Origin of the sequence: Pseudomonas sp. RC2C2 (assembly GCF_018390435.1) — a bacterium.
Lineage (GTDB): Bacteria > Pseudomonadota > Gammaproteobacteria > Pseudomonadales > Pseudomonadaceae > Aquipseudomonas > Aquipseudomonas donghuensis.
On record NZ_JAHBAX010000002.1, the window covers coordinates 453706 to 471638 of the forward strand.

At 63.4% G+C, this 17933-nt stretch carries 19 protein-coding genes; 9 read left to right on the forward strand and 10 right to left on the reverse strand.

Features of this window, described 5'->3' with window-relative positions:
- Positions 1–41 precede the first annotated feature (41 nt).
- Positions 42–917, forward strand: a complete 876-nt coding sequence (locus KHO53_RS20605; RefSeq protein ID WP_213570742.1) for a LysR substrate-binding domain-containing protein — start codon at positions 42–44, stop codon at positions 915–917.
- A gap of 21 nt (positions 918–938) precedes the next feature.
- Here the strand turns inward: KHO53_RS20605 and KHO53_RS20610 are convergent, their stop codons facing one another.
- Entirely contained in the window at positions 939–2132 is a 1194-nt protein-coding gene (locus KHO53_RS20610) for a GGDEF domain-containing protein (RefSeq protein ID WP_213570743.1), read from the reverse strand.
- Between the two features lie 273 nt (positions 2133–2405).
- On the opposite strand from KHO53_RS20610, the gene KHO53_RS20615 reads away from it, so the two are divergent.
- Positions 2406–3239 (forward strand): 5'-nucleotidase, lipoprotein e(P4) family, encoded by an 834-nt coding sequence (locus KHO53_RS20615; RefSeq protein WP_213570744.1) that lies wholly within the window; start codon positions 2406–2408, stop codon positions 3237–3239.
- 71 nt (positions 3240–3310) lie between these two features.
- Here the strand turns inward: KHO53_RS20615 and KHO53_RS20620 are convergent, their stop codons facing one another.
- The 3 genes from KHO53_RS20620 to KHO53_RS20630 all read right to left on the reverse strand — a co-directional run bounded on the left by KHO53_RS20620 (position 3311) and on the right by KHO53_RS20630 (position 6252).
- Positions 3311–4147, reverse strand: coding sequence for a bifunctional allantoicase/(S)-ureidoglycine aminohydrolase (locus tag KHO53_RS20620; protein WP_010225345.1), 837 nt, complete (start codon positions 4145–4147; stop codon positions 3311–3313).
- A 97-nt stretch (positions 4148–4244) separates the two neighbouring features.
- Entirely contained in the window at positions 4245–5444 is a 1200-nt protein-coding gene (locus tag KHO53_RS20625; RefSeq protein ID WP_213570745.1) for an amidohydrolase family protein, read from the reverse strand.
- A gap of 121 nt (positions 5445–5565) precedes the next feature.
- A complete protein-coding gene (locus KHO53_RS20630; RefSeq protein WP_026001439.1) occupies positions 5566–6252 on the reverse strand; it encodes a GntR family transcriptional regulator in 687 nt (228 codons plus the stop codon).
- 571 nt (positions 6253–6823) lie between these two features.
- On the opposite strand from KHO53_RS20630, the gene KHO53_RS20635 reads away from it, so the two are divergent.
- Positions 6824–8341 (forward strand): NCS1 family nucleobase:cation symporter-1, encoded by a 1518-nt coding sequence (locus KHO53_RS20635; protein WP_010225338.1) that lies wholly within the window; start codon positions 6824–6826, stop codon positions 8339–8341.
- Between the two features lie 22 nt (positions 8342–8363).
- A complete protein-coding gene (locus KHO53_RS20640; protein ID WP_213570746.1) occupies positions 8364–9092 on the forward strand; it encodes an aspartate/glutamate racemase family protein in 729 nt (242 codons plus the stop codon).
- Positions 9093–9151: 59 nt separating this feature from the next.
- On the opposite strand, the gene KHO53_RS20645 is transcribed toward KHO53_RS20640, so the two are convergent.
- On the reverse strand, positions 9152–9568 hold the full coding sequence (locus KHO53_RS20645; protein WP_026001438.1) for a glycine zipper domain-containing protein: 417 nt from the start codon (positions 9566–9568) through the stop codon (positions 9152–9154).
- Positions 9569–9615: 47 nt separating this feature from the next.
- Positions 9616–9861: a hypothetical protein gene (locus tag KHO53_RS20650; RefSeq protein ID WP_010225335.1), complete on the reverse strand. Its 246-nt coding sequence runs from the start codon at positions 9859–9861 to the stop codon at positions 9616–9618.
- A gap of 304 nt (positions 9862–10165) precedes the next feature.
- Between KHO53_RS20650 and KHO53_RS20655 the strand changes: the two genes are divergently transcribed.
- The gene (locus KHO53_RS20655) at positions 10166–11431 is read left to right on the forward strand and encodes a DUF4303 domain-containing protein (protein ID WP_010225334.1); all 1266 of its coding nucleotides are present in this window, start codon (positions 10166–10168) and stop codon (positions 11429–11431) included.
- A gap of 522 nt (positions 11432–11953) precedes the next feature.
- Here the strand turns inward: KHO53_RS20655 and KHO53_RS20660 are convergent.
- From KHO53_RS20660 to KHO53_RS20670, 3 genes are read right to left on the reverse strand one after another with little or no spacing between them, the layout of a single operon-like run.
- The gene (locus KHO53_RS20660) at positions 11954–12379 is read right to left on the reverse strand and encodes a hypothetical protein (protein ID WP_036994688.1); all 426 of its coding nucleotides are present in this window, start codon (positions 12377–12379) and stop codon (positions 11954–11956) included.
- Positions 12376–13707, reverse strand: coding sequence for a sensor histidine kinase (locus KHO53_RS20665; RefSeq protein ID WP_010225332.1), 1332 nt, complete (start codon positions 13705–13707; stop codon positions 12376–12378). The genes KHO53_RS20660 and KHO53_RS20665 overlap by 4 nt, the downstream gene beginning before the upstream one ends.
- Positions 13704–14414, reverse strand: a complete 711-nt coding sequence (locus tag KHO53_RS20670) for a response regulator (RefSeq protein WP_269467561.1) — start codon at positions 14412–14414, stop codon at positions 13704–13706. The genes KHO53_RS20665 and KHO53_RS20670 overlap by 4 nt, the downstream gene beginning before the upstream one ends.
- Before the next feature lie 162 nt (positions 14415–14576).
- Between KHO53_RS20670 and KHO53_RS20675 the strand changes: the two genes are divergently transcribed.
- Both KHO53_RS20675 and KHO53_RS20680 read left to right on the forward strand, forming a co-directional pair.
- On the forward strand, positions 14577–14888 hold the full coding sequence (locus KHO53_RS20675) for a hypothetical protein (protein ID WP_010225328.1): 312 nt from the start codon (positions 14577–14579) through the stop codon (positions 14886–14888).
- A gap of 1 nt (position 14889) precedes the next feature.
- On the forward strand, positions 14890–15597 hold the full coding sequence (locus KHO53_RS20680) for a DUF3313 domain-containing protein (protein ID WP_010225326.1): 708 nt from the start codon (positions 14890–14892) through the stop codon (positions 15595–15597).
- Here the strand turns inward: KHO53_RS20680 and KHO53_RS20685 are convergent.
- Positions 15569–17398: an SLC13 family permease gene (locus KHO53_RS20685; protein WP_010225324.1), complete on the reverse strand. Its 1830-nt coding sequence runs from the start codon at positions 17396–17398 to the stop codon at positions 15569–15571. The genes KHO53_RS20680 and KHO53_RS20685 overlap by 29 nt on opposite strands.
- Between KHO53_RS20685 and KHO53_RS20690 the strand changes: the two genes are divergently transcribed.
- The gene (locus KHO53_RS20690; protein WP_158467534.1) at positions 17397–17540 is read left to right on the forward strand and encodes a hypothetical protein; all 144 of its coding nucleotides are present in this window, start codon (positions 17397–17399) and stop codon (positions 17538–17540) included. The genes KHO53_RS20685 and KHO53_RS20690 overlap by 2 nt on opposite strands.
- Positions 17537–17932 carry a hypothetical protein gene (locus KHO53_RS20695; protein ID WP_010225323.1) on the forward strand — a complete coding sequence of 132 codons (396 nt, stop codon included), beginning with the start codon at positions 17537–17539 and terminating at the stop codon, positions 17930–17932. The genes KHO53_RS20690 and KHO53_RS20695 overlap by 4 nt, the downstream gene beginning before the upstream one ends.
- Position 17933 lies beyond the last annotated feature (1 nt).

The window sequence follows — 17933 nt, forward strand, 5'->3', positions numbered from 1 at the left end:
TGTTAAAAGTCGGGCTCCTTATTTAGAAGTTAAATAAAAGCATGTCTGTCAGTGAAAAATCGAATAGGCCGCTGTTCGACCTCGAACTGTTGCGCGCGGTGGTCATGGTCAGCGACTGCGGCAGTTTCACCACGGCGGCGGCGCGCCTGCACTCGACCCAGTCGACGGTCAGTCAGAAGGTCCGCCGGCTGGAGGAGATGGTCGGGCACAAGCTGCTCGAGCGCGGCAACCGCGACGTGCTGCCCACTGACGCCGGGCAGACGCTGCTCGGTTACGCCCGGCAGATGCTGGCCTACAACGATGAAATGCTCGAGGCGATGTCTGGCGCCACGGTGGCGGTGACCGTGCGCCTGGGCGTGCCGGAAGACTTTGCCGCCGGGCGCACCACCCATTTGCTCTCGACCTTCAACCGCAAGCACCCGCAGGTCAAGCTGGAGGTCACCAGCGGCCTGTGCCGCGACCTCAGCGCCAGCTACGACAACGGCGAGCTCGACCTGATTTTGCTCAAGCAGCGGCGTAACAGCCGTGAGGCGGTGGCCTGCTGGCCCGAAAAGCTGCAATGGATCGACAGCGCCAAGAACCCGGCCTTCGACCAGGACCCGGTGCCGCTGGTGACTTTCCCGCCGCGCGGGCTGTACCGCGACGACATGATCGGCGCCATCGAGCGCATGGGCCGCCGCTGGCGCATCAGCTTCACCAGCTCCAGCCTCAGTGGCCTGCAGGCGGCGGTGGCCAACGGCATGGGCATCAGCCTGCTGCCGCTGCGGGCGGTTACCGCCGAGCATTTGCAGCTGACCTCAGAGCATGGCCTGCCGTCGATCGATGCCATGGAGGTGGCGATCATTCATCGGCCGACCGCAGACGCCATGGTCAAGGAGCTGGCCGCGGAGCTGGCGCGCACCCTGGCGAGCGAGTAGGGACGGCGTCGATCGACCCCTTTAAAGCGTATCTGCAGGATGCCCGGTTGGCTGCCATCTAGAGGGCTGGTACAGATGCACGCGATTACGGCCCTGGCGCTTGGCGGCATACAGGGCGTTGTCGGCCTTGGACAGCAAGCGCGAAAGGTCGTGCTCGCCAGGGCCGCTGGCGCCGACGATGCCGATGCTGACACTGAGAAAACCGGGTTCGAGCATCGGCACAGCGTAGAAGCTGTCACAGATGCGTTGCGCCACCTGCCGTGCCGTCTGTGCGTCGGTATTGGCCAGCAGGCAAGCGAACTCTTCACCGCCGATACGGGCGAAGACATCCTCCTGGCGCACGCTGTTGCTGGTGACTTGGGCGAAGGCGATCAGGGCCTGATCGCCGGTCTGGTGGCCGTGGGTATCGTTGAGGCGCTTGAAGTGATCCAGGTCGCACAGCAGCAAGCTCACCGGTTCGCCACGGCGGGCACAGTCGGCCAACAGCTTTTCGCCGCAGGACATGAACGCCCGGCGGTTGCCGACGCCGGTCAGCGGGTCGGCGTAGGCGGCGGCCTTGAATTTGAGCTCCGTGCGCTCGCGCACCATGGCCAGGGTCACATAGGCGATGCCGATGGCATAGAGCATCGATTCGAACAGCATGAACGAGAAGAAGCCGGTGCCGTGGCCATTGCTGGCGATTGCCTGATCCAGCGACACGCCGTGGTCGGCAACGCTGCGCACGCAGTAGAAACCGGTGTGCACCAGCATCAGCATCAGCGCCGGCAGGTAGGCGACTTCGAACTGCCGGCGGCTGCGCCACAACTCAATGATCGACAAGCTGCCATACGCCGCCACGAGCATCGAGTACACCGTCACCCGCAAGCCGAGGTCGGTGTAGAAACCCGGCATCAGCCCCCACAGTAACCAGGCCGCCGCGCCGGCCAGCATCCCCGGCAGGTGCGGCGGGCGGCCGGTAAACACGCGCATGGCGGTCCAGTTCAGTGCCGCGCCCAGCAGCAGGATAACGTTGCCCAGCACCAGGGCAATAAAGTCGGGGGCCATGCCGCGCAGGCTGATCAGGGTCACGCCGCAGGCCGCGAGCAGCAGCATGCCGCCCAGGTAGCCGAGGGTCTGCTCGCGTACGCCACGGCTCCAGGCGTGCAGGGTCAGCAGGCCCATCAGGGTGAAAATGAAAATGGCCACCAGCAACAGGGTCGGGATGCTCAACAGCAAGGGTGTCGCTCTCCGCTCAAGGCCGTGTGGTCAACCGGCCAGCACCGGTTTTCAGCGGCATGCTAGCCGAGCACCTACTACTTTGCCAGCAGCGCGCTGGCGTCAGGTCTGTGACGAACTGCGCGCTCCGGCCGCCCTTGAAGCCAGCCAAGATGTGCGGGTGCGCCACATTGTTGCGCCCGCGCGTCGTGGCGATTGTGGCCCCTGCCGGTGTGCGGTATGAGTAGCCCACTCCCGCCATCCAAGAGCGGGAGATCACAAGGAACGCCCCGAATGCCTCAGCTCAAGAACGCGATCTCCCTGGCCTTGCTGTTGCTGGCCACGCCCCTGGTCCATGCGCAGACCGCCAACCCCGACGCCGCTGTGCGCTCCAACCTGCTGGTCGATGCGGTGGCCTGGCGCCAGACCGCGGCGGAATTCCGCGCGCTGTACTACCAGGGTTTCAACGTCGCCAAGGCGCGCCTGGACCAGGCCCTGGCCAAGCAGAAGCCCGGCGACAAGAAGCCTGCGATCATCAGCGATATCGACGACACCATCCTCAGCAGCAACACCTACTGGGGCTTTCTGATCGGCCAGGACAAGGAGTTCTTCGATGATGCGGTGTGGGACCGCTGGGTCGCCGCCAATGGCCCGACCCTGACCCCGGGGGCGCTGGAGTTTCTTGACTACGCCAAGTCCCGCGGGGTGGAGATCTTCTACGTCTCGAGCCGCGACCAGGGCGACAAGACTTACGAGTACGCGCTCAACAACCTGCGCGCGCTCAAGGTGCCGTACGCCGACGAAGCCCACGTGACCATCCTGCGCGAAAGCTCGAACAAGGAGCCGGCCCAGCACAAGATCGCCGAGCAGTACAACGTGCTGCTGATGCTCGGTGACAACCTCAACGATTTCGAGCGCAGCTTCTATGTCGACAAGGTCGACCAGCGTGCCCAGCTGGTGGACGCCAGCCGCAGCAAGTTCGGCGGCCAGTACATCATCTTCCCCAACCCCACCGACGGCCATTGGCTCAAGGCGATTTTTGACGAGTCGGAGCCCGCCGATACTCCGGCCAACCGGGCGAAATTCCGCGAGGCAGCAGAGCAGGGCGCCTGGAAGCCGGCCAGCTGATTCACCGACGCCATAAACAAAAAATCCCGCAGGCCGTGTGGCTTGCGGGATTTTTCATGCAACCGTGAAACTTAGCGCTGTGGGTTGAGCACCAGGTTCATGTGACGGTTTACATCTTTGTACAGCAGGTAGCGGAACGGGCCCGGGCCGCCGGAGTAGCAAGCCTGCGGGCAGAAGGCGCGCAGCCACATGAAGTCGCCGGCTTCCACCTCGACCCAGTCCTGGTTCAGGCGGTAAACGGCTTTGCCTTCGAGCACGTACAGGCCGTGTTCCATGACGTGGGTTTCAGCGAACGGAATCACGCCGCCCGGCTGGAAGGTGACGATGTTGACGTGCATGTCGTGACGCATGTCGGCCATGTCGACGAAACGGGTGGTGACCCAGGCGCCATCGGTGCCCGGCATCGGGATCGGTGCGATGTCTTTTTCGTTGGTGACGAAGGCTTCCGGCAGGGCCAGGCCTTCAACCACTTGGTAGTGCTTGCGGATCCAGTGGAAGGTGACGTTCTTGGCGCTGTTGTTGCGCAGGCTCCACTCGGCCGCTGGCGGAATGAAGGCGTAGCCGCCTTCTTTGAGGGTGTACGGCTTGCCTTGCAGGGTGATGTCGATTTCGCCTTCGACCACGAACAGCACCGCTTCGGCATTCTTGTCCAGTTCAGGACGCTCGCTGCCGCCTTCTGGTGCCACTTCGACGATGTACTGCGAGAAGGTTTCCGAGAAACCGGTCAGCGGGCGGGCGATGACCCACATGCGCATCTTGTCCCAGAACGGCAGGTGGCTGGTGACGATGTCACGCATCACGCCTTTGGGGATGACCGCGTAGGCCTCGGTGAACATGGCACGGTCGGTCAGCAGTTCGGTCTGCGCCGGATGGCCGCCGTGGGGAGCGTAGTAATTGGACTTCGACATGGAACACCTTCTGTCGTTGTTGTTCTGGGGTTTTGTGTTGCATCGCCCGTGGGCGATTGTCTTTCTCTGCGGCGCAAGCCGGCAGAAATGTGTTTGTTTAGCGGGCGCGCACCTCGAACTGCAGCGTCGGCGCTGCCGGCAGCAGCTGGCCGCGGCGCACCAGGCGCCGCTCGGCCGGTGCGGCGGCGACCGCGGCGGCGCCGTTGTCAGCCTTGAGCACGATAAAAGTCGCCTCGTTGCCGACCTTCAGACCGTAGTCGCTTTTGCCCAGCACTGCTGCACCGGCCGTGGTGGCCATGCTCAGGGCTACATTCAATTCTTCATCGCTGTAGAAGCCCGAGCGGTAGCCGATCAGCATGGCGCGCTGGAGCATGTCGGCGTTGCCGTAGGGCCACCAGGCATCGCGGATGTTGTCGTTGCCGGCGAACACGTTCACCCCGGCGGCGCGCAGGCGCAGGATCGGCGGGAAGCCATGATCGCCCGGGGCATTGGTCATGATCGCCACTCCGGCTTCGGCCAGAGTGGCGGCGGTGTGCGCCACTACCTCGTCGTCGACCTGGCCCAGGGCATAGGCATGGCTGACCGCGACGCGGCCATTGAGGCCGGCGGCACGGGTACGGGCGGCGATCCGTTGCAGTTGTTCGATACCTTGCAGGCCGGGCTCGTGCAGGTGGATATCAATCTTTACAGCATGGCGCTCGGCAATGCCGAAGACCACATCGAGCTGACCGTCGGCGTCGCCGTCGAGGGTAGTGGGGTCGATACCGCCGATCACGTCGGCGCCCTCACGGATCGCCGCATCGAGCACTTCGGCAGTGCCGGGGCAGGACATCACTCCGGCTTGCGGAAACGCCACCAGCTCGATGTCGACGATGCCGCGCCATTTCTCCCGCGCCTCCAGCACCGCCTGCAGGTTGCGCAGGCCGGTGGTGGCGTCGACGTCGACATGGCTGCGCATGGCCACGGTGCCGAACGACACCGCCTGGCGGATCAGCGCCTCGGCCCGTTCGAGCATCGGCGGGGCACTGGCCAGTTCACGCTTTTCGATGGCCAGGCGTTCACGCAGGCTGGCGGCCGGTTGATGCGGGTGCCAGCGGTCGCCGACAAAGCTCTTGTCCAGATGGATGTGACCGTCAACCAGACCTGGCAGCACCAGGTGGCCTGCCAGGTCGATGACCTCGGCACCTGCGCTGGCCGGACGTTCGCTGCCCAAGCTGACAATGCGCCCGTCGGCAACCGCGAGGTTGAGCGGGCTGCCATCGGCAGCAACAGCGTTGACGAATACACGATCGATCATTTCACAGCCCTTTGCCGACTACTGATTCACACCCTATAGAAAGACCGCGCCTATCCACAAATTAAATATTGGAATCGGTTGCAGTGGATTTCTGAATGCGAACCCCGGGCCTGGCGCTGCCTCAGCCCAGCAGGTGCTTGAGCGGGTGATAGTCGGCCTTGAGCGTTTGCGTGGCCTTGAGAATCGCCTCTTCGATACCGCGCAAATGGGTGCACACCAGCTCGATGGCCGCAGCCTGATCACCGGCTTCGATGAGGCTCAGCAGGCGCAGGTGTTCGTTGCCGCGACAGGCTTCATGGCGCTCGTCATCCAGGGTCGAGGCGTACAGCGAGCCGCGCTCGATCAGCTTGCGGAACCAATCGAGCAGCACCGGGTTGTCGAGCACTTCGGCCAGGCGCAGGTGGAACTCGCCGAGCAGGTGGACGTAGCGCCCATGGTCGCCGGCGTCGGCGGCGGCTTCTTCTTCGGCAACGTGCTGGTGCAGCGGCGCGAGGATCTCGGGGTCGGCGCGTCGGCACAGCTCGGTGACAATGCCGATTTCGATCAGCCGGCGGGTTTCGAACACCGAACGGATGTCATCGTCGCTGGGCAGTGACACCCAGGCGCCCTTGTTCAGCTCGGTGGACACCAGGCCGTCGGCTTCCAGTTGCTTGAGCGCTGCGCGCACCGAGGTGCGGCTGACCTTGAACAGCTCGGCCAACGACGACTCGCCCAGCTTCATGCCGGGGCGCAGGGTGCGTTTTCTGATGGCCTCGTGAACCCCTTGGTAGACGCGCTCTACCGTCGATGCGGGGTGTTTTTCCGTCATTACCAGCTCCGATATGCCTTGACCTTATAAGCATGCCGCAAATGTGGGCTGCTGTGCACCACTGTGTAGCAGATGAACCTGTGGGAGCTGGACTTGCCAGCGATCGAGCGCGAAGCGGTCGCAATTCAGGCGCCACCTTATGTGCTGGCTGGAGTGGCCTCATTGCTGGCAAGCCAGCTCCCACAGGTGATTGGGTACATATTTATATTCATGTGTGTACTTAAGTAGCTGTTGAGTGGGTACATATTCACTGGCCCGTTACCTGATTTCTCAGTTTTCTACCTCTAGCGTTTGACCGTTTGGTCAGTTTAATCAGCCGTTCAGCAGCTCATAAAAAATATTTATCAGATAAAAATCAACGAGATATTGGCCTTTTACGACGCCGGAGGATTTTCCGCTGCCTGCCATCTGGCACAAAAATTGTTCATCGATAATCGTAATACAAAAATTGTATGCAATCTTTGTATGCATCAGCGCAGGGCAGCGCCAACACTGCGGTCCCACTCTTCAAATCCAACAATAATTCGCTGCGGTACCCTCATTCAGGGGCTGCAGAAGGAGCCCGGGGAACATGCAATCGGATACTTCCAACCCGCTGCAAACCTCCTACCTGCCGCCGCAGGCCGCATCGGTCGAGCAGGGGGGGCTTAGCCCCAAGCTGCATAACGCCGACCTTGCGCCGACCAAGGCCGAAGGCCGGCGCTGGGGCGGTTACAGCATCTTTGCCTTGTGGACCAACGATGTGCACAACATCGCCAACTATTCCTTCGCCATGGGCCTGTTCGCCCTCGGCCTGTCCGGCTGGCAGATGCTCGCAGCACTGAGCATCGGTGCCGTGCTGGTGTACTTCTTCATGAACCTCTCGGGGTACATGGGGCAGAAAACCGGGGTACCGTTCCCGGTGATCAGCCGCATGAGCTTCGGCATTTATGGCGCGCAGCTGCCAGCGATCATCCGTGCGGTGATCGCCATTGCCTGGTTCGGCATCCAGACCTACCTGGCCTCGGTGGTGTTGCGGGTGCTGCTGGTGGCGGTGTCGCCCGACCTCGCACGCTTCGACCATGACACGATCCTCGGCCTGTCCAGCCTCGGCTGGGCGAGTTTTATCGCCATCTGGCTGGTGCAGCTGGTGATCCTCACCTTCGGCATGGAGATGGTGCGCAAGTACGAATCCTTCGCCGGGCCGGTGATTCTTTCCACCGTGCTGATCCTGGCGATCTGGATGTACCTGCGGGTCGACGGCCAACTGGCCTGGTCGGTCGGTGAGCCGCTGAGCGGTTGGGCCATGTGGACCCAGGTGTTTGCCGGTGGCGCGCTGTGGCTGGCGATCTACGGCACGCTGATCCTCAACTTCTGCGACTTCGCCCGCTCGGCGCCGTGCCGCAAGACCATCCGCGTCGGCAACTTCTGGGGCCTGCCGGTGAACATCCTGGTGTTTGCGGTGATCAGCTTTGTGTTGGCCGGGGCGCAGTTCAGCATCGATGGCCGGGTGATCGACAGCCCGACCCAGATCGTTGCCGCGATTCCCGACAAGACCTTCCTGGTCCTCGGTTGCCTGGCGTTTCTGATCGTCACCGTGGCGGTGAACATCATGGCCAACTTCGTTGCGCCTGCGTTCGTGCTCTCGAGCCTGGCGCCCAGCCGCCTGAACTTTCGCCGCGCCGGGCTGATCAGCGCCACCCTGGCGGTGCTGATCCTGCCCTGGAACCTCTACAACAGCCCGCTGGTGATCGTCTACTTCCTCTCCGGCCTGGGCGCGCTGCTGGGGCCGCTGTACGGGATCATCATGGTCGACTACTGGCTGATCCGCAAAGCCCAGGTGCATGTGCCTGACCTGTACAGCGAAGCGGCCAGCGGCACCTATCACTACACCCGCGGGGTCAACTACAAGGCGGTGGCTGCCCTGGTGCCCTCGGCCATCGCCGCCGTGGTGCTGTCACTGGTGCCGGCCTTCAGTGCCCTGACGCCGTTCTCCTGGTTCTTCGGCGCCGCCATCGCCGGCGGCGTGTACTACCTGATCTCTGATCGCAACAAACACTACGTGGACTGTTCCGGCGAGCACTTTGCCGTCGACAGCGCCCAGCACTGAGTTCTGCACAAGGAATACCGCAATGAGAATTTTGGTCGTCAACGTCAACACCACGGTATCGATCACCGACGCCATTGCCCGCCAGGCGCGCAGCGTGGCTTCGCCAGGCACCGAGATCGTCGGCCTGACCCCGCGTTTTGGCGCAGAATCGGTGGAGGGCAATTTTGAAAGCTACCTGGCTGCGGTGGCGGTGATGGAACGGGTACTCAGCTATGACCAGCCGTTCGATGCGGTAATCCAGGCCGGGTACGGCGAGCACGGCCGCGAAGGCCTGCAGGAGCTGCTCAATGTGCCAGTGGTGGACATCACCGAGGCGGCGGCCAGCGTCGCCATGTTGCTGGGCCATCGGTACTCGGTGGTCACCACCCTGGACCGCACCGTGCCGCTGATCGAAGACCGCCTGAAGCTGGCCGGGCTGGACAGCCGCTGCGCCTCGGTGCGCGCCAGTGGCCTGGCGGTGCTGGAGCTGGAGGAAGACCCGGAGCGGGCGATCGAGTCGGTGGTGCGTGAAGCCGAGCAGGCGGTCACGGTCGACAAGGCCGAGGTGATCTGCCTGGGCTGCGGTGGCATGGTCGGGCTGGAGGATCGGATTCAGGCGCGCACCGGGGTGCCGGTAGTGGATGGGGTGACGGCGGCGGTGGCGTTGGCAGAATCCCTGGTGCGCTTGAAGTTGAGTACGTCCAAGGTGCGCACCTATGCGACGCCGCGGCAGAAGCAGATTCTGGGGTGGCCTCGGGCGTTATTGGGATGAATCCCACAGTAAACAGCCGCTGCTGATGAAAAAGGCCCGCAATGTGCGGGCCTTTTTACTCAGTGGTGTTTGTACTTACGCTTGTGCTTGTGTTTATGCCCACCGGAACTGTGCCGGTCGTCATCGGCAATGTTGTTGCCCAGGGCGCCACCGGCCGCGCCGCCCAGGCCGGCACCGATGGTCGAGCCGGTTCGCCCGCCCAGCTGGTTGCCAATCACCGAGCCACCGGCCGAGCCCAGGCCGCCGCCAATCGCGGCCTCGGTGCGGTTGCCCTTGCGCGCGCCCACTGCGCTACCGGCCGCGCCACCGACGCCGGCACCAATGGCCGCGCCCGTGCTGCCGCCGATCTGCTGACCGACCACGTTACCCAGCGCCCCGCCCAGGCCACCGCCGATGGCGGCAGTACCATCCCCGGCGGCCATGGCGCCCTGGGAGAGCAGGATACCCAGCGTCAATGCAGGTAATGAAATACGCATGTCTTTAGCCTCAGGTAATTCGGGAGTTAGGGGTGAAACAGGGCAGATCAATCGTCATCATCGTCGTCGTCACGGTCGCGACGGCGGTCATGGTCGTAGTTTCGGTAGCGGTCGTCATCGCGGTAGCGTTTGTAGCTGCGATGCTCGTAACCGTCGCGATCATCCCAGTCGCGGGAGTAGCGGTGGTCACGGTCGCCACGGCGGTAATCGTCGCGGTCGTAATCGTGGTAGTAGCAACCGGAGGCGGCCAGTACGCTGGCGATCACGGCGATTTGCGTCAGCTGTTTCAGCACTGAGGGTCCTTGATCCGCAGGGCGGTAGGGAAGGTAATAACTCAGACTGTGTTTCCGGGATTTTGTTTCCGCGCCAGCGTTGTAATTTGCAGCAACAAAAAAGGCCCACCGAAGTGGGCCAAACGTTCTGAAGGGAGGACGCTCAGGATAAAACCTGGCCGGTTAAGCCGTCGTTAAGGCCTTGTGCTGGTCGCCGCTAGCAACCGTGAAGTTGACAGGCACCCACACCTGGGCCAAGTTGCTCGCCTTCAAGCCTGACTTCGGTCGGGCTTTTGTTTTTTCTCGCAGGGAGGGGGGCACAAACATGGACTGGAAAGCGCTGGAAAACAGCCTGGTCGACTCGGCTCGGGCAACGCTCGAGGCGTTGCTTGCCGACGGGGTCGCCCCCCTTTACGGCGCCGCCTTTCATGCCAGCTACCGTGAAGAGGAACGGGTCATCGACCTGCCATCGTTTGCCGCCAACAGCCTGGCGGCACTGGATGAGGATCATCCCCGGCGCAAGCAGCAAGGTTTCTGGGGTGTGCAGTGGAACCCGGCGGACTGGCGTTGGGACTGGTTGCTGGAGGATTACGGCAACGCTGCCCTCAATGCCTTGGATGAGCCGCTGCAGACCTATGCCAACCGTGCCGGGCCTGATGCCTGGCAAGCCGCCGAACAGCGCTTTTTGAGGACTGTGGCGCGCGCCGCCAAGGCCCTGAACCGCATTTACGCCAGAGACCCACGGGTCGCCAAGGACTTCATTGTGTTTTTCCATGATGAATACGGCGGGCCGGAGCTGGCGGCCAAAAGCCTTTCGCCACGCCAGTTTGTGCATCATTTCCCCGAGCAGGACGCCACCGAACAGGAGCGCCGTCGTGTCGCTACGCTCGCAGAAGACCAGCAGGTCAGCTACTACCTGAACTGCCTCTCCCGCCCCCAGGCTATTGATGGTGAGGAGGCCAGCCGCTGGCTGATTGGCCGTGGCCGCAGCGCAACGGCTGCGCTGGTGCACACTTTGCAAAACGGCCCGCAGCGATGGCGGGCGGCGATGATCCTCGGCCTGGCCGGGGTCGCCGAGGCGGCGGCAATCGACGCGTTGCGCCTGCAAGTGGTCAACGGCAAAGACCCGAGCACGCGTCGCTGGAGTGCCAGCGCCCTGGGTTACCTGGGCGATTTTGACTGGTTGCTGGCGCAGGCGGCTGATGCGCAACTGGCTAACCTTTCGGTGGCTGGCTGTTGCGCCAGCCTCAGGGCTTTTCGTGATCAGGGCGCGCAGCGGCTGGTACTGGATTACCGTCCTCTCGAAACCCTGCTGCAGCGCTATCCGCAGTGCGCAACGGAAGCTGAGGAGACGATCAAGCCGGGCTCCAGTTACTGCACCATCGACACCAGCGATATTGACGAAGCCGTGCGCGGCCTGACGTCTGAGCATGTCGCCATTCGCCGCCATGCCGCCTGTGTGCTAAACAACCGGCGCCTGGGCAAGCGCAAGCTAGCAGCGGCCCTGGCCGCGCTGCAGGAATGCCTCAAAGATGCTGACCCGAAGGTGGCCTACCTGGCTGGCTTGACCCTTGAGTCGCTGCAACACTGAGACGAGCAACCTGCCTTTGTCTTGGCCGCCACTGGTCCAGCGGACACAGCTCCACTGTGGGAGCGGGCTTGAGCCGCGATGAGGCCATGTTGGCTGGTTTACGACCGCTTCGCGCTCGATCGCTGGCAAGTCCAGCTCCCACAGGTTCGGTGTGTGCAGATCAATTGTGGGAGCTGGCTTGCCAGATAAGGTGGCGTCTGGATTACGACCGCTTCGCGCCCGATCGCTGGCAAGGCCAGCTCCCACAGGTTCGGTGTGTGCAGATCAATTGTGGGAGCTGGCTTGCCAGATAAGGTGGCGTCTGGATTACGACCGCTTCGCGCCCGATCGCTGGCAAGGCCAGCTCCCACAGGTTCGGTGTGTGCAGATCAATTGTGGGAGCTGGCTTGCCAGATAAGGTGGCGTCTGGATTACGACCGCTGCGCGCTCGATCGCTGGCAAGTCCAGCTCCCGCAGGTTCGGTGCATGCAGATCTATTGTGGGAGCTGGCTTGCCAGCGATGGGGCCCGTCCAGTCGACTCATCAGCCGGCGCCTGCTCGCCTGGCGCCGCAAACACCCAACCATACAAAGGACAGCAACCAGACGTAATACCCATAGGTGTATCCGGTAACGGTGAACTGACCGTCCTCGTCATACAAACTCACCAATTGCCACTGCACCGACAACCCGGCCAGCAAGGCCAGCAGGGCATAGATCAGCCTGCGTCTGGCGCTGCGGGTCCGGTACGCCGCCAGGAACAATGGGTTCGCCAGCCAGGCGAAGTAGCCGAACAGCATGACCGGCAAGCCCAGGATGGAGGCCAGAAAGCCGGAGTTGGTGGTTTGGCTGTAGACCTCGCGCAGCCAGTTGTGCTCCTCGCTGTGCACCGCGGGTAGCACCAGGCTGAGCAGGTAGAGGGCCAGCCCCAGGTCTCGCGGCTCAAGCCGTCGCGGTCGCCACTTGATCACCGTGGCAACTCGATACGCGCCACCAGGCCGCCGCCGCGGCGGTTGCTCAGCTGCAGCTCGCCGCCTTGTTCACGCACCGCCGAGCGCGCCGACGACAGCCCCAGGCCAACGCCACCGGTATCGCGGTTGCGTGAGGACTCCAGGCGAAAGAACGGCATGAACACGTCTTCCAGTGACGCGTCGGGAATGCCCGGGCCACGGTCACTGATGTCGATCACGATGGCGTGTTCGGTGCTGCTCAGCCGCACTTCGGGCTCGCGCGCATACTTCAGGGCGTTCTCCAGCAGGTTGGTCACGGCGCGTTTCAAGCCCAGCGGCCGACCGATGAAGACCAGGTTGGACGGCCCGTCGAAGGCCACATCGATGTGTTGATCGCGATAGTCGTCGATCAGGGTCTGCAGCAGTTCGGCGAGGTCGAACGGGGTGGTTTCTTCCAGCCGGGTCTCGTCACGAAAGAACCCCAGTGCCGCATTGATCATGCTCTGCATTTCATCGACATCACGGAACAGCTTGCGCTGTTGCTCCGGGTCGTCGATGAACTCGCCGCGCAAACGCATGCGCGTCAGGGGCGCGCGCAGGTCATGGGAAATGGCCGCGAGCATCTGCGTGCGTTCGGCCACGAAGTGCTGGATCTGCGCCTGCATGGTGTTGAAGGCGGTGATTGCCTGGCGCCATTCATGGGGGCCTTCAAGGCCAATGGGCGGGGCGCGAAAGTCACTGCCAAAGCGCCGCGCGGCACGGGCGAAACGCTGCAGGGGCCCGGCCAGTTGACGGGTGCCGACCCAGGCCACCAGCAGTGCGGCAACCAGCGCCAGGACGCCGATGATGGTAAAGCGCATGGCCACACTCAGGCCCCAGCTGCGGTACGGTGGGGTGAAGGCCAGCCAGCTGCCATCGTTGATCTGCATGACCAGTTTGTAATGGGCATCAGGGCTGTCTGCCGGCCAGTCGCTGGGCTGAAAGCCTTCAAGGTGTCGCGGGCTGTCGGCCAACAGGCGCTGCAGCGGCGGGGCTTCCTCCAGGGTAATTCGTGCCCCTGGCCCGGGCAGTTGCAGGTCGGCGCGCTGGCGGCTCCACTGCACTTGCAGCAGTGGGTTGCTGGCCGCGCTGGCCAGCGTCGGGCGCAGTTCAGGCGGCGCGGCTTCGAGGGTGCGGGTGGTCACGGCGATCTGTTCGAGCAGGCCGGTCTGGGTCAACGGCGGACGCGCCCAGACCCCGGCCAGTTGCACGAACAATACATTGAGCACAACCGAGGTCAGCATCGCGGCGATGATGGTCAGGGCAATGCGCCGGCTGATGCTGTCGCGGCGCAGGTCGAGGCGGATCACGAGCGGCTGACCTTGGCACTGAACAGGTAACCGCCATTGCGCACCGTGCGGATCAACTCCGGGCGCTTGCTGTCGGGTTCGATCTTGCGCCGCAAGCGGCTGACCTGCACGTCAATGCTACGGTCAAAGGCTTCATGGCCCTGGCCGCGGGCCAGGTCAATCAACTGCTCGCGGGTGAGGATGCGCTGCGGGTGTTCGAGGAATACCAGCAGCAGGTCGAACTCGCCGGCCGACAACGGCACCATGACGCCTTCAGGGGTGCGCAGCTCGCGCCGGGTGACGTCCAACTGCCAGTTGTCGAAATGAATCAGCGGGCGGCTTTCCTCGCTGCTTGGCCGCAGCTGCTCACCGGCCCGGCGCTGCACCGCACGCAGGCGGGCGAGCAGTTCGCGGGCATCGAAGGGCTTGCCCAGGTAGTCGTCGGCGCCCAGCTCCAGGCCGACGATGCGGTCGCTGAGCTCGTCCATGGCGGTGAGCATGATGATCGGGATGCCGGTGCTGGCGCGCAGCTTCTGGCACAGGCTCAGGCCGCCTTCGCCGGGCAGCATCAGGTCGAGAATGATGATGTCCGGGCGCTGCAGTTCGATGGCCGCCCACATGGCCTCGCCGTTGCCGGCCAGGTCGACTTCATAGCCGTGGCGGACAAAGAACTTCTTCAGCAGGGCACAAATTTCCAGGTCGTCATCGACAATCAGCAGTCTGCTCACGTTGCGGTCCATGGGCCGTGAAAAGTGCGTATCTAAAACCATTCTGCGCTGCCGGTCATTTATTTCAATCTCGCAACATTCCTGCAGCGCCGACACAAAGCGGACATCAGCCTGCAAAAGCCCTGGGGCACGCTGTGGCCCGTTCATTCAAGGGAGTTTTCCATGCCGGCCACACACCCGACCAACGGCTTCGACAGCAGCCAGTCGCTGACCCTCGACCTGCGTACCCAGGAACTCTGGCGCAATGCGCTGCTCAGTTACCAGGACTCGCGCCTGGGCTTGTCCAGCGACGGCAGGCACATGATCCTCAGCCACTATTTCGAGCGTTACAGCCCCACCAGCAACCAGTGGATGGAGTACAGCTACAAGATCCCCTTGGGCGAACTGGTGCACTGGATCATGAGCCAGGGCGAGCTGCACGTGGACCGCTCCACCAGCACCCCGAACCCGGCCAATGACGGTTTTGGAGGCTGAGATGCGCAAACAATTGATCGTACCGCTGCTGAGTGCCTCGCTGTTGCTGGCCGGTTGCAGCCAGAACAAGGTCAGCCCCAAGGAGTACTCGGGCTTTCTGCGCAACTATGACCAGTTGAGCGAGCACAAGACCGCCTCCGGTGACGCGGTGCTGCGCTGGGTCAGCCCCAAGCTGCGCATGGAGCGCTACAGCCAGGTGTACATCGCCCCGAGCCAGTTCTACCCGATGCCCAAGGCCAGCGCGCAGATCCCCGCGGCCACGCTCAAAGCGGTCACCCAGTACTACGATGCGGCGCTCAAGCGTGAACTGGGCAAGGTCCTCAACCTGGTCGAGCAACCCGGGCCGCACACCTTGATCGTGCGCCCGGCGATCACCTCGGTGGGGGCCCATACCCAGGCGCTGCACTTCTATGAGTACCTGCCGGTGACCTTGGTGGCGGCCGGGGTCAGCAGCGCGGTGGGCATTCGCGACCTCGACAGCGTGATCGCCACCGAGGCGGCGTTCCTCGATGGCGGCAGCCGCGCGGTGGTTGCCGAAGTGGTGCGCAAGGGCACCGGCCTGCCGTTGGAGAACGACGATCAGGTGATGACCGCCGACAACCTCAAGGTGGTGCTCGATGGCTGGGCGCGGGACTGGCGGGTAGCCGCCGAAACCCTGCAGCAGCGAAAGCGCGGTGCCGTCACAGGGCAAACAGCCAAGGCACCATGATCACGCTGGCCACCATCACCAGCAGGGTGAACGGCACCCCGACCTTGACGAAATCGCCGAAGCGATACTGGCCGGGGCCGAGCACCAGGGTGTTGACCGGCGATGACACCGGGGTCATGAACGCCGCCGAAGCCGCCAGGGCGACGATCATCGCAAAGGGGTAGGGCGAGGCGCCCAGTTGCTCGGCGGTGGTCACCGCCACCGGCGCCATCAGCACCGCGGTGGCGGTGTTGGAGATGAACAGGCCGATGATTGCGGTGATGGCGAACAGGCTGGCGAGAATCACATAGGGCCCGGCACTGCCAAGCATTTGCACCAGGCCGTGCACGGCCAGGGCGATGCCGCCGGTTTTCTGCAGGGCCAGGGCAAATGGCAGCATGCCGACGATCAGCACCAGGCTTTGCCAGTGGATGGCGCGGTAGGCGCTGTTCATGTCGATGCAGCGCCCGGCGCCCATCAGCAGGCAGCCAATCAGCGCGGCAATCACGTTGGGCACCACGCCGCTGACCATCAACCCGACCATTACCGCCAGGCTGATCAGCGCATAGGGCGCGCGATTGCCGGCCGGGGCGACATTGTCGATTTCGGCCGGCAGGCTCAGCACCAGGAAGTCCCGTGGTTGGGTCTGCAACTGGCGAATGGCTTTCCAGGTGCCGATCACCAGCAGGGTGTCGCCGAGCTTGAGCTTTTCTTCCACCAGTTGTTCTTCAATGGCGGCCTGGTCGCGGCGCAGGCCGACCACGTTGAGGCCCCAGCGGCTGCGGAAGGTCAGTTCCAGCAGGCTTTTGCCGATCAGCTGCGAGCCCGGCGGCACCGCCACTTCGGCCATGCCCACTTCCTGGGACTGGTCGATGAAGTAGGCCGCCTTGAAGTGCAGCGGTTCCAGTTGCATGCCCTGGCATAGGCTGCGCAGGTCGTCCTTGGGCGCGAACAGGTCGAGCAGCAGCACATCGCCTTCGTGCACCGTGGTGCTCGAATCGGGGCTGAGCACGCGGGTGGTGAACTTGTGCTGGCGCTCGATGCCGACCACGCTGGCGCCGTGTTCGGTGCGCAGTTTCAGCTCGCTGAGGCTATGGCCGATCAGCGGCGAGCCGGGGCGCACACGCAGGCGCCGTTCGCGGCCGGCAAGCTTGTAGTCGATGATCAGGTCGAGCAGGGTACGGCGGGTTTGCGCGCTGCCGTCCTTGCGCACTTCACCGCCCAGCCAGTGGCGGGTCAGCAGCATGTAGCCAACGCCAAGCAACAGCACCACCAGGCCGAACGGGGTAAAGCTGAAGAAGCTGAAACCGCTTTCGCCATGACGCACCAGTTCGCTGTGCACCACCACGTTGGGCGGGGTTGCCACCAGGCTGAGCATGCCACTGATCAGCCCGGCGAAAGCCAGCGGCATCATCAAGCGGCTGGGCGAGACCTTCATCCGCGCAGCGATGCTCAGCACCACCGGAATGAAGATCGCCACCACCCCGGTGGAACTCATCACCGAACCCAGCCCGGCTACGCAGACCATCAGCAACACGATCAGCCGCGCTTCGCTGTTACCGGCGCGGTCGGCCATCCACTCGCCGATGCGGTAGGCGATGCCGGTGCGCACCAGGCCTTCGCCGATCACGAACAGGGCGGCGATCAGCACCACGTTGGGGTCGCTGAACCCGGCCAGGGCTTCCTGCACACTGAGGATGCCCAGCAGCGGCAGGGCGACGATCACCAGCAGGGCGACCACGTCCATGCGCGGCCGATTGGCGATGAACAGGGCCACGGCGGCGAACAGCAAGCCGAGCACCCAGAGCAGTTGGGGATTCATGCAATCTTCCTGGTACCTGAAGGCTGCAAGTCTGGCAGAAAATCCCCGCGTGTTTGTTGATGTGCTGCAGCGCGAGGGGCATCACCGGGTATTGGTGGTAGAGTTGCCGGCGTTTTTCATCATTCAAGGAAGAAAGGTTTGAGCCAGAACACCAGCAACTGGAAGGGCACCGCCCTGGCTTTCGGTTTGATCGGCTGCATCACGCTGATCGGCTACATCATCGACTACACCACCAAGGTCAATGTGTTCCTGATCTGGGATAACAAGGCCTTCTCCTACATTGCCATCTGCTTGAGCCTGGTGGCCCTGTCTGTGCTGGGTACCTTTCTGCTCAATCACAAGAACGCCGATACCAATGTATTCGGCAGCCTGCTGGTGTTGGCGATGGCGGGTATTTCGCAGCTGATTTTCGGTTTCGAGGCGTCCGTTTTTCTGTGCCTGGCCGGGCTGTATGTGGCCGGTGCTATCGGCCTGGCCATCGGTTTTGGCAACAAGCGCGCGATCGAAGCCGCAGAGGCCGACGAGCCGCTGTAGG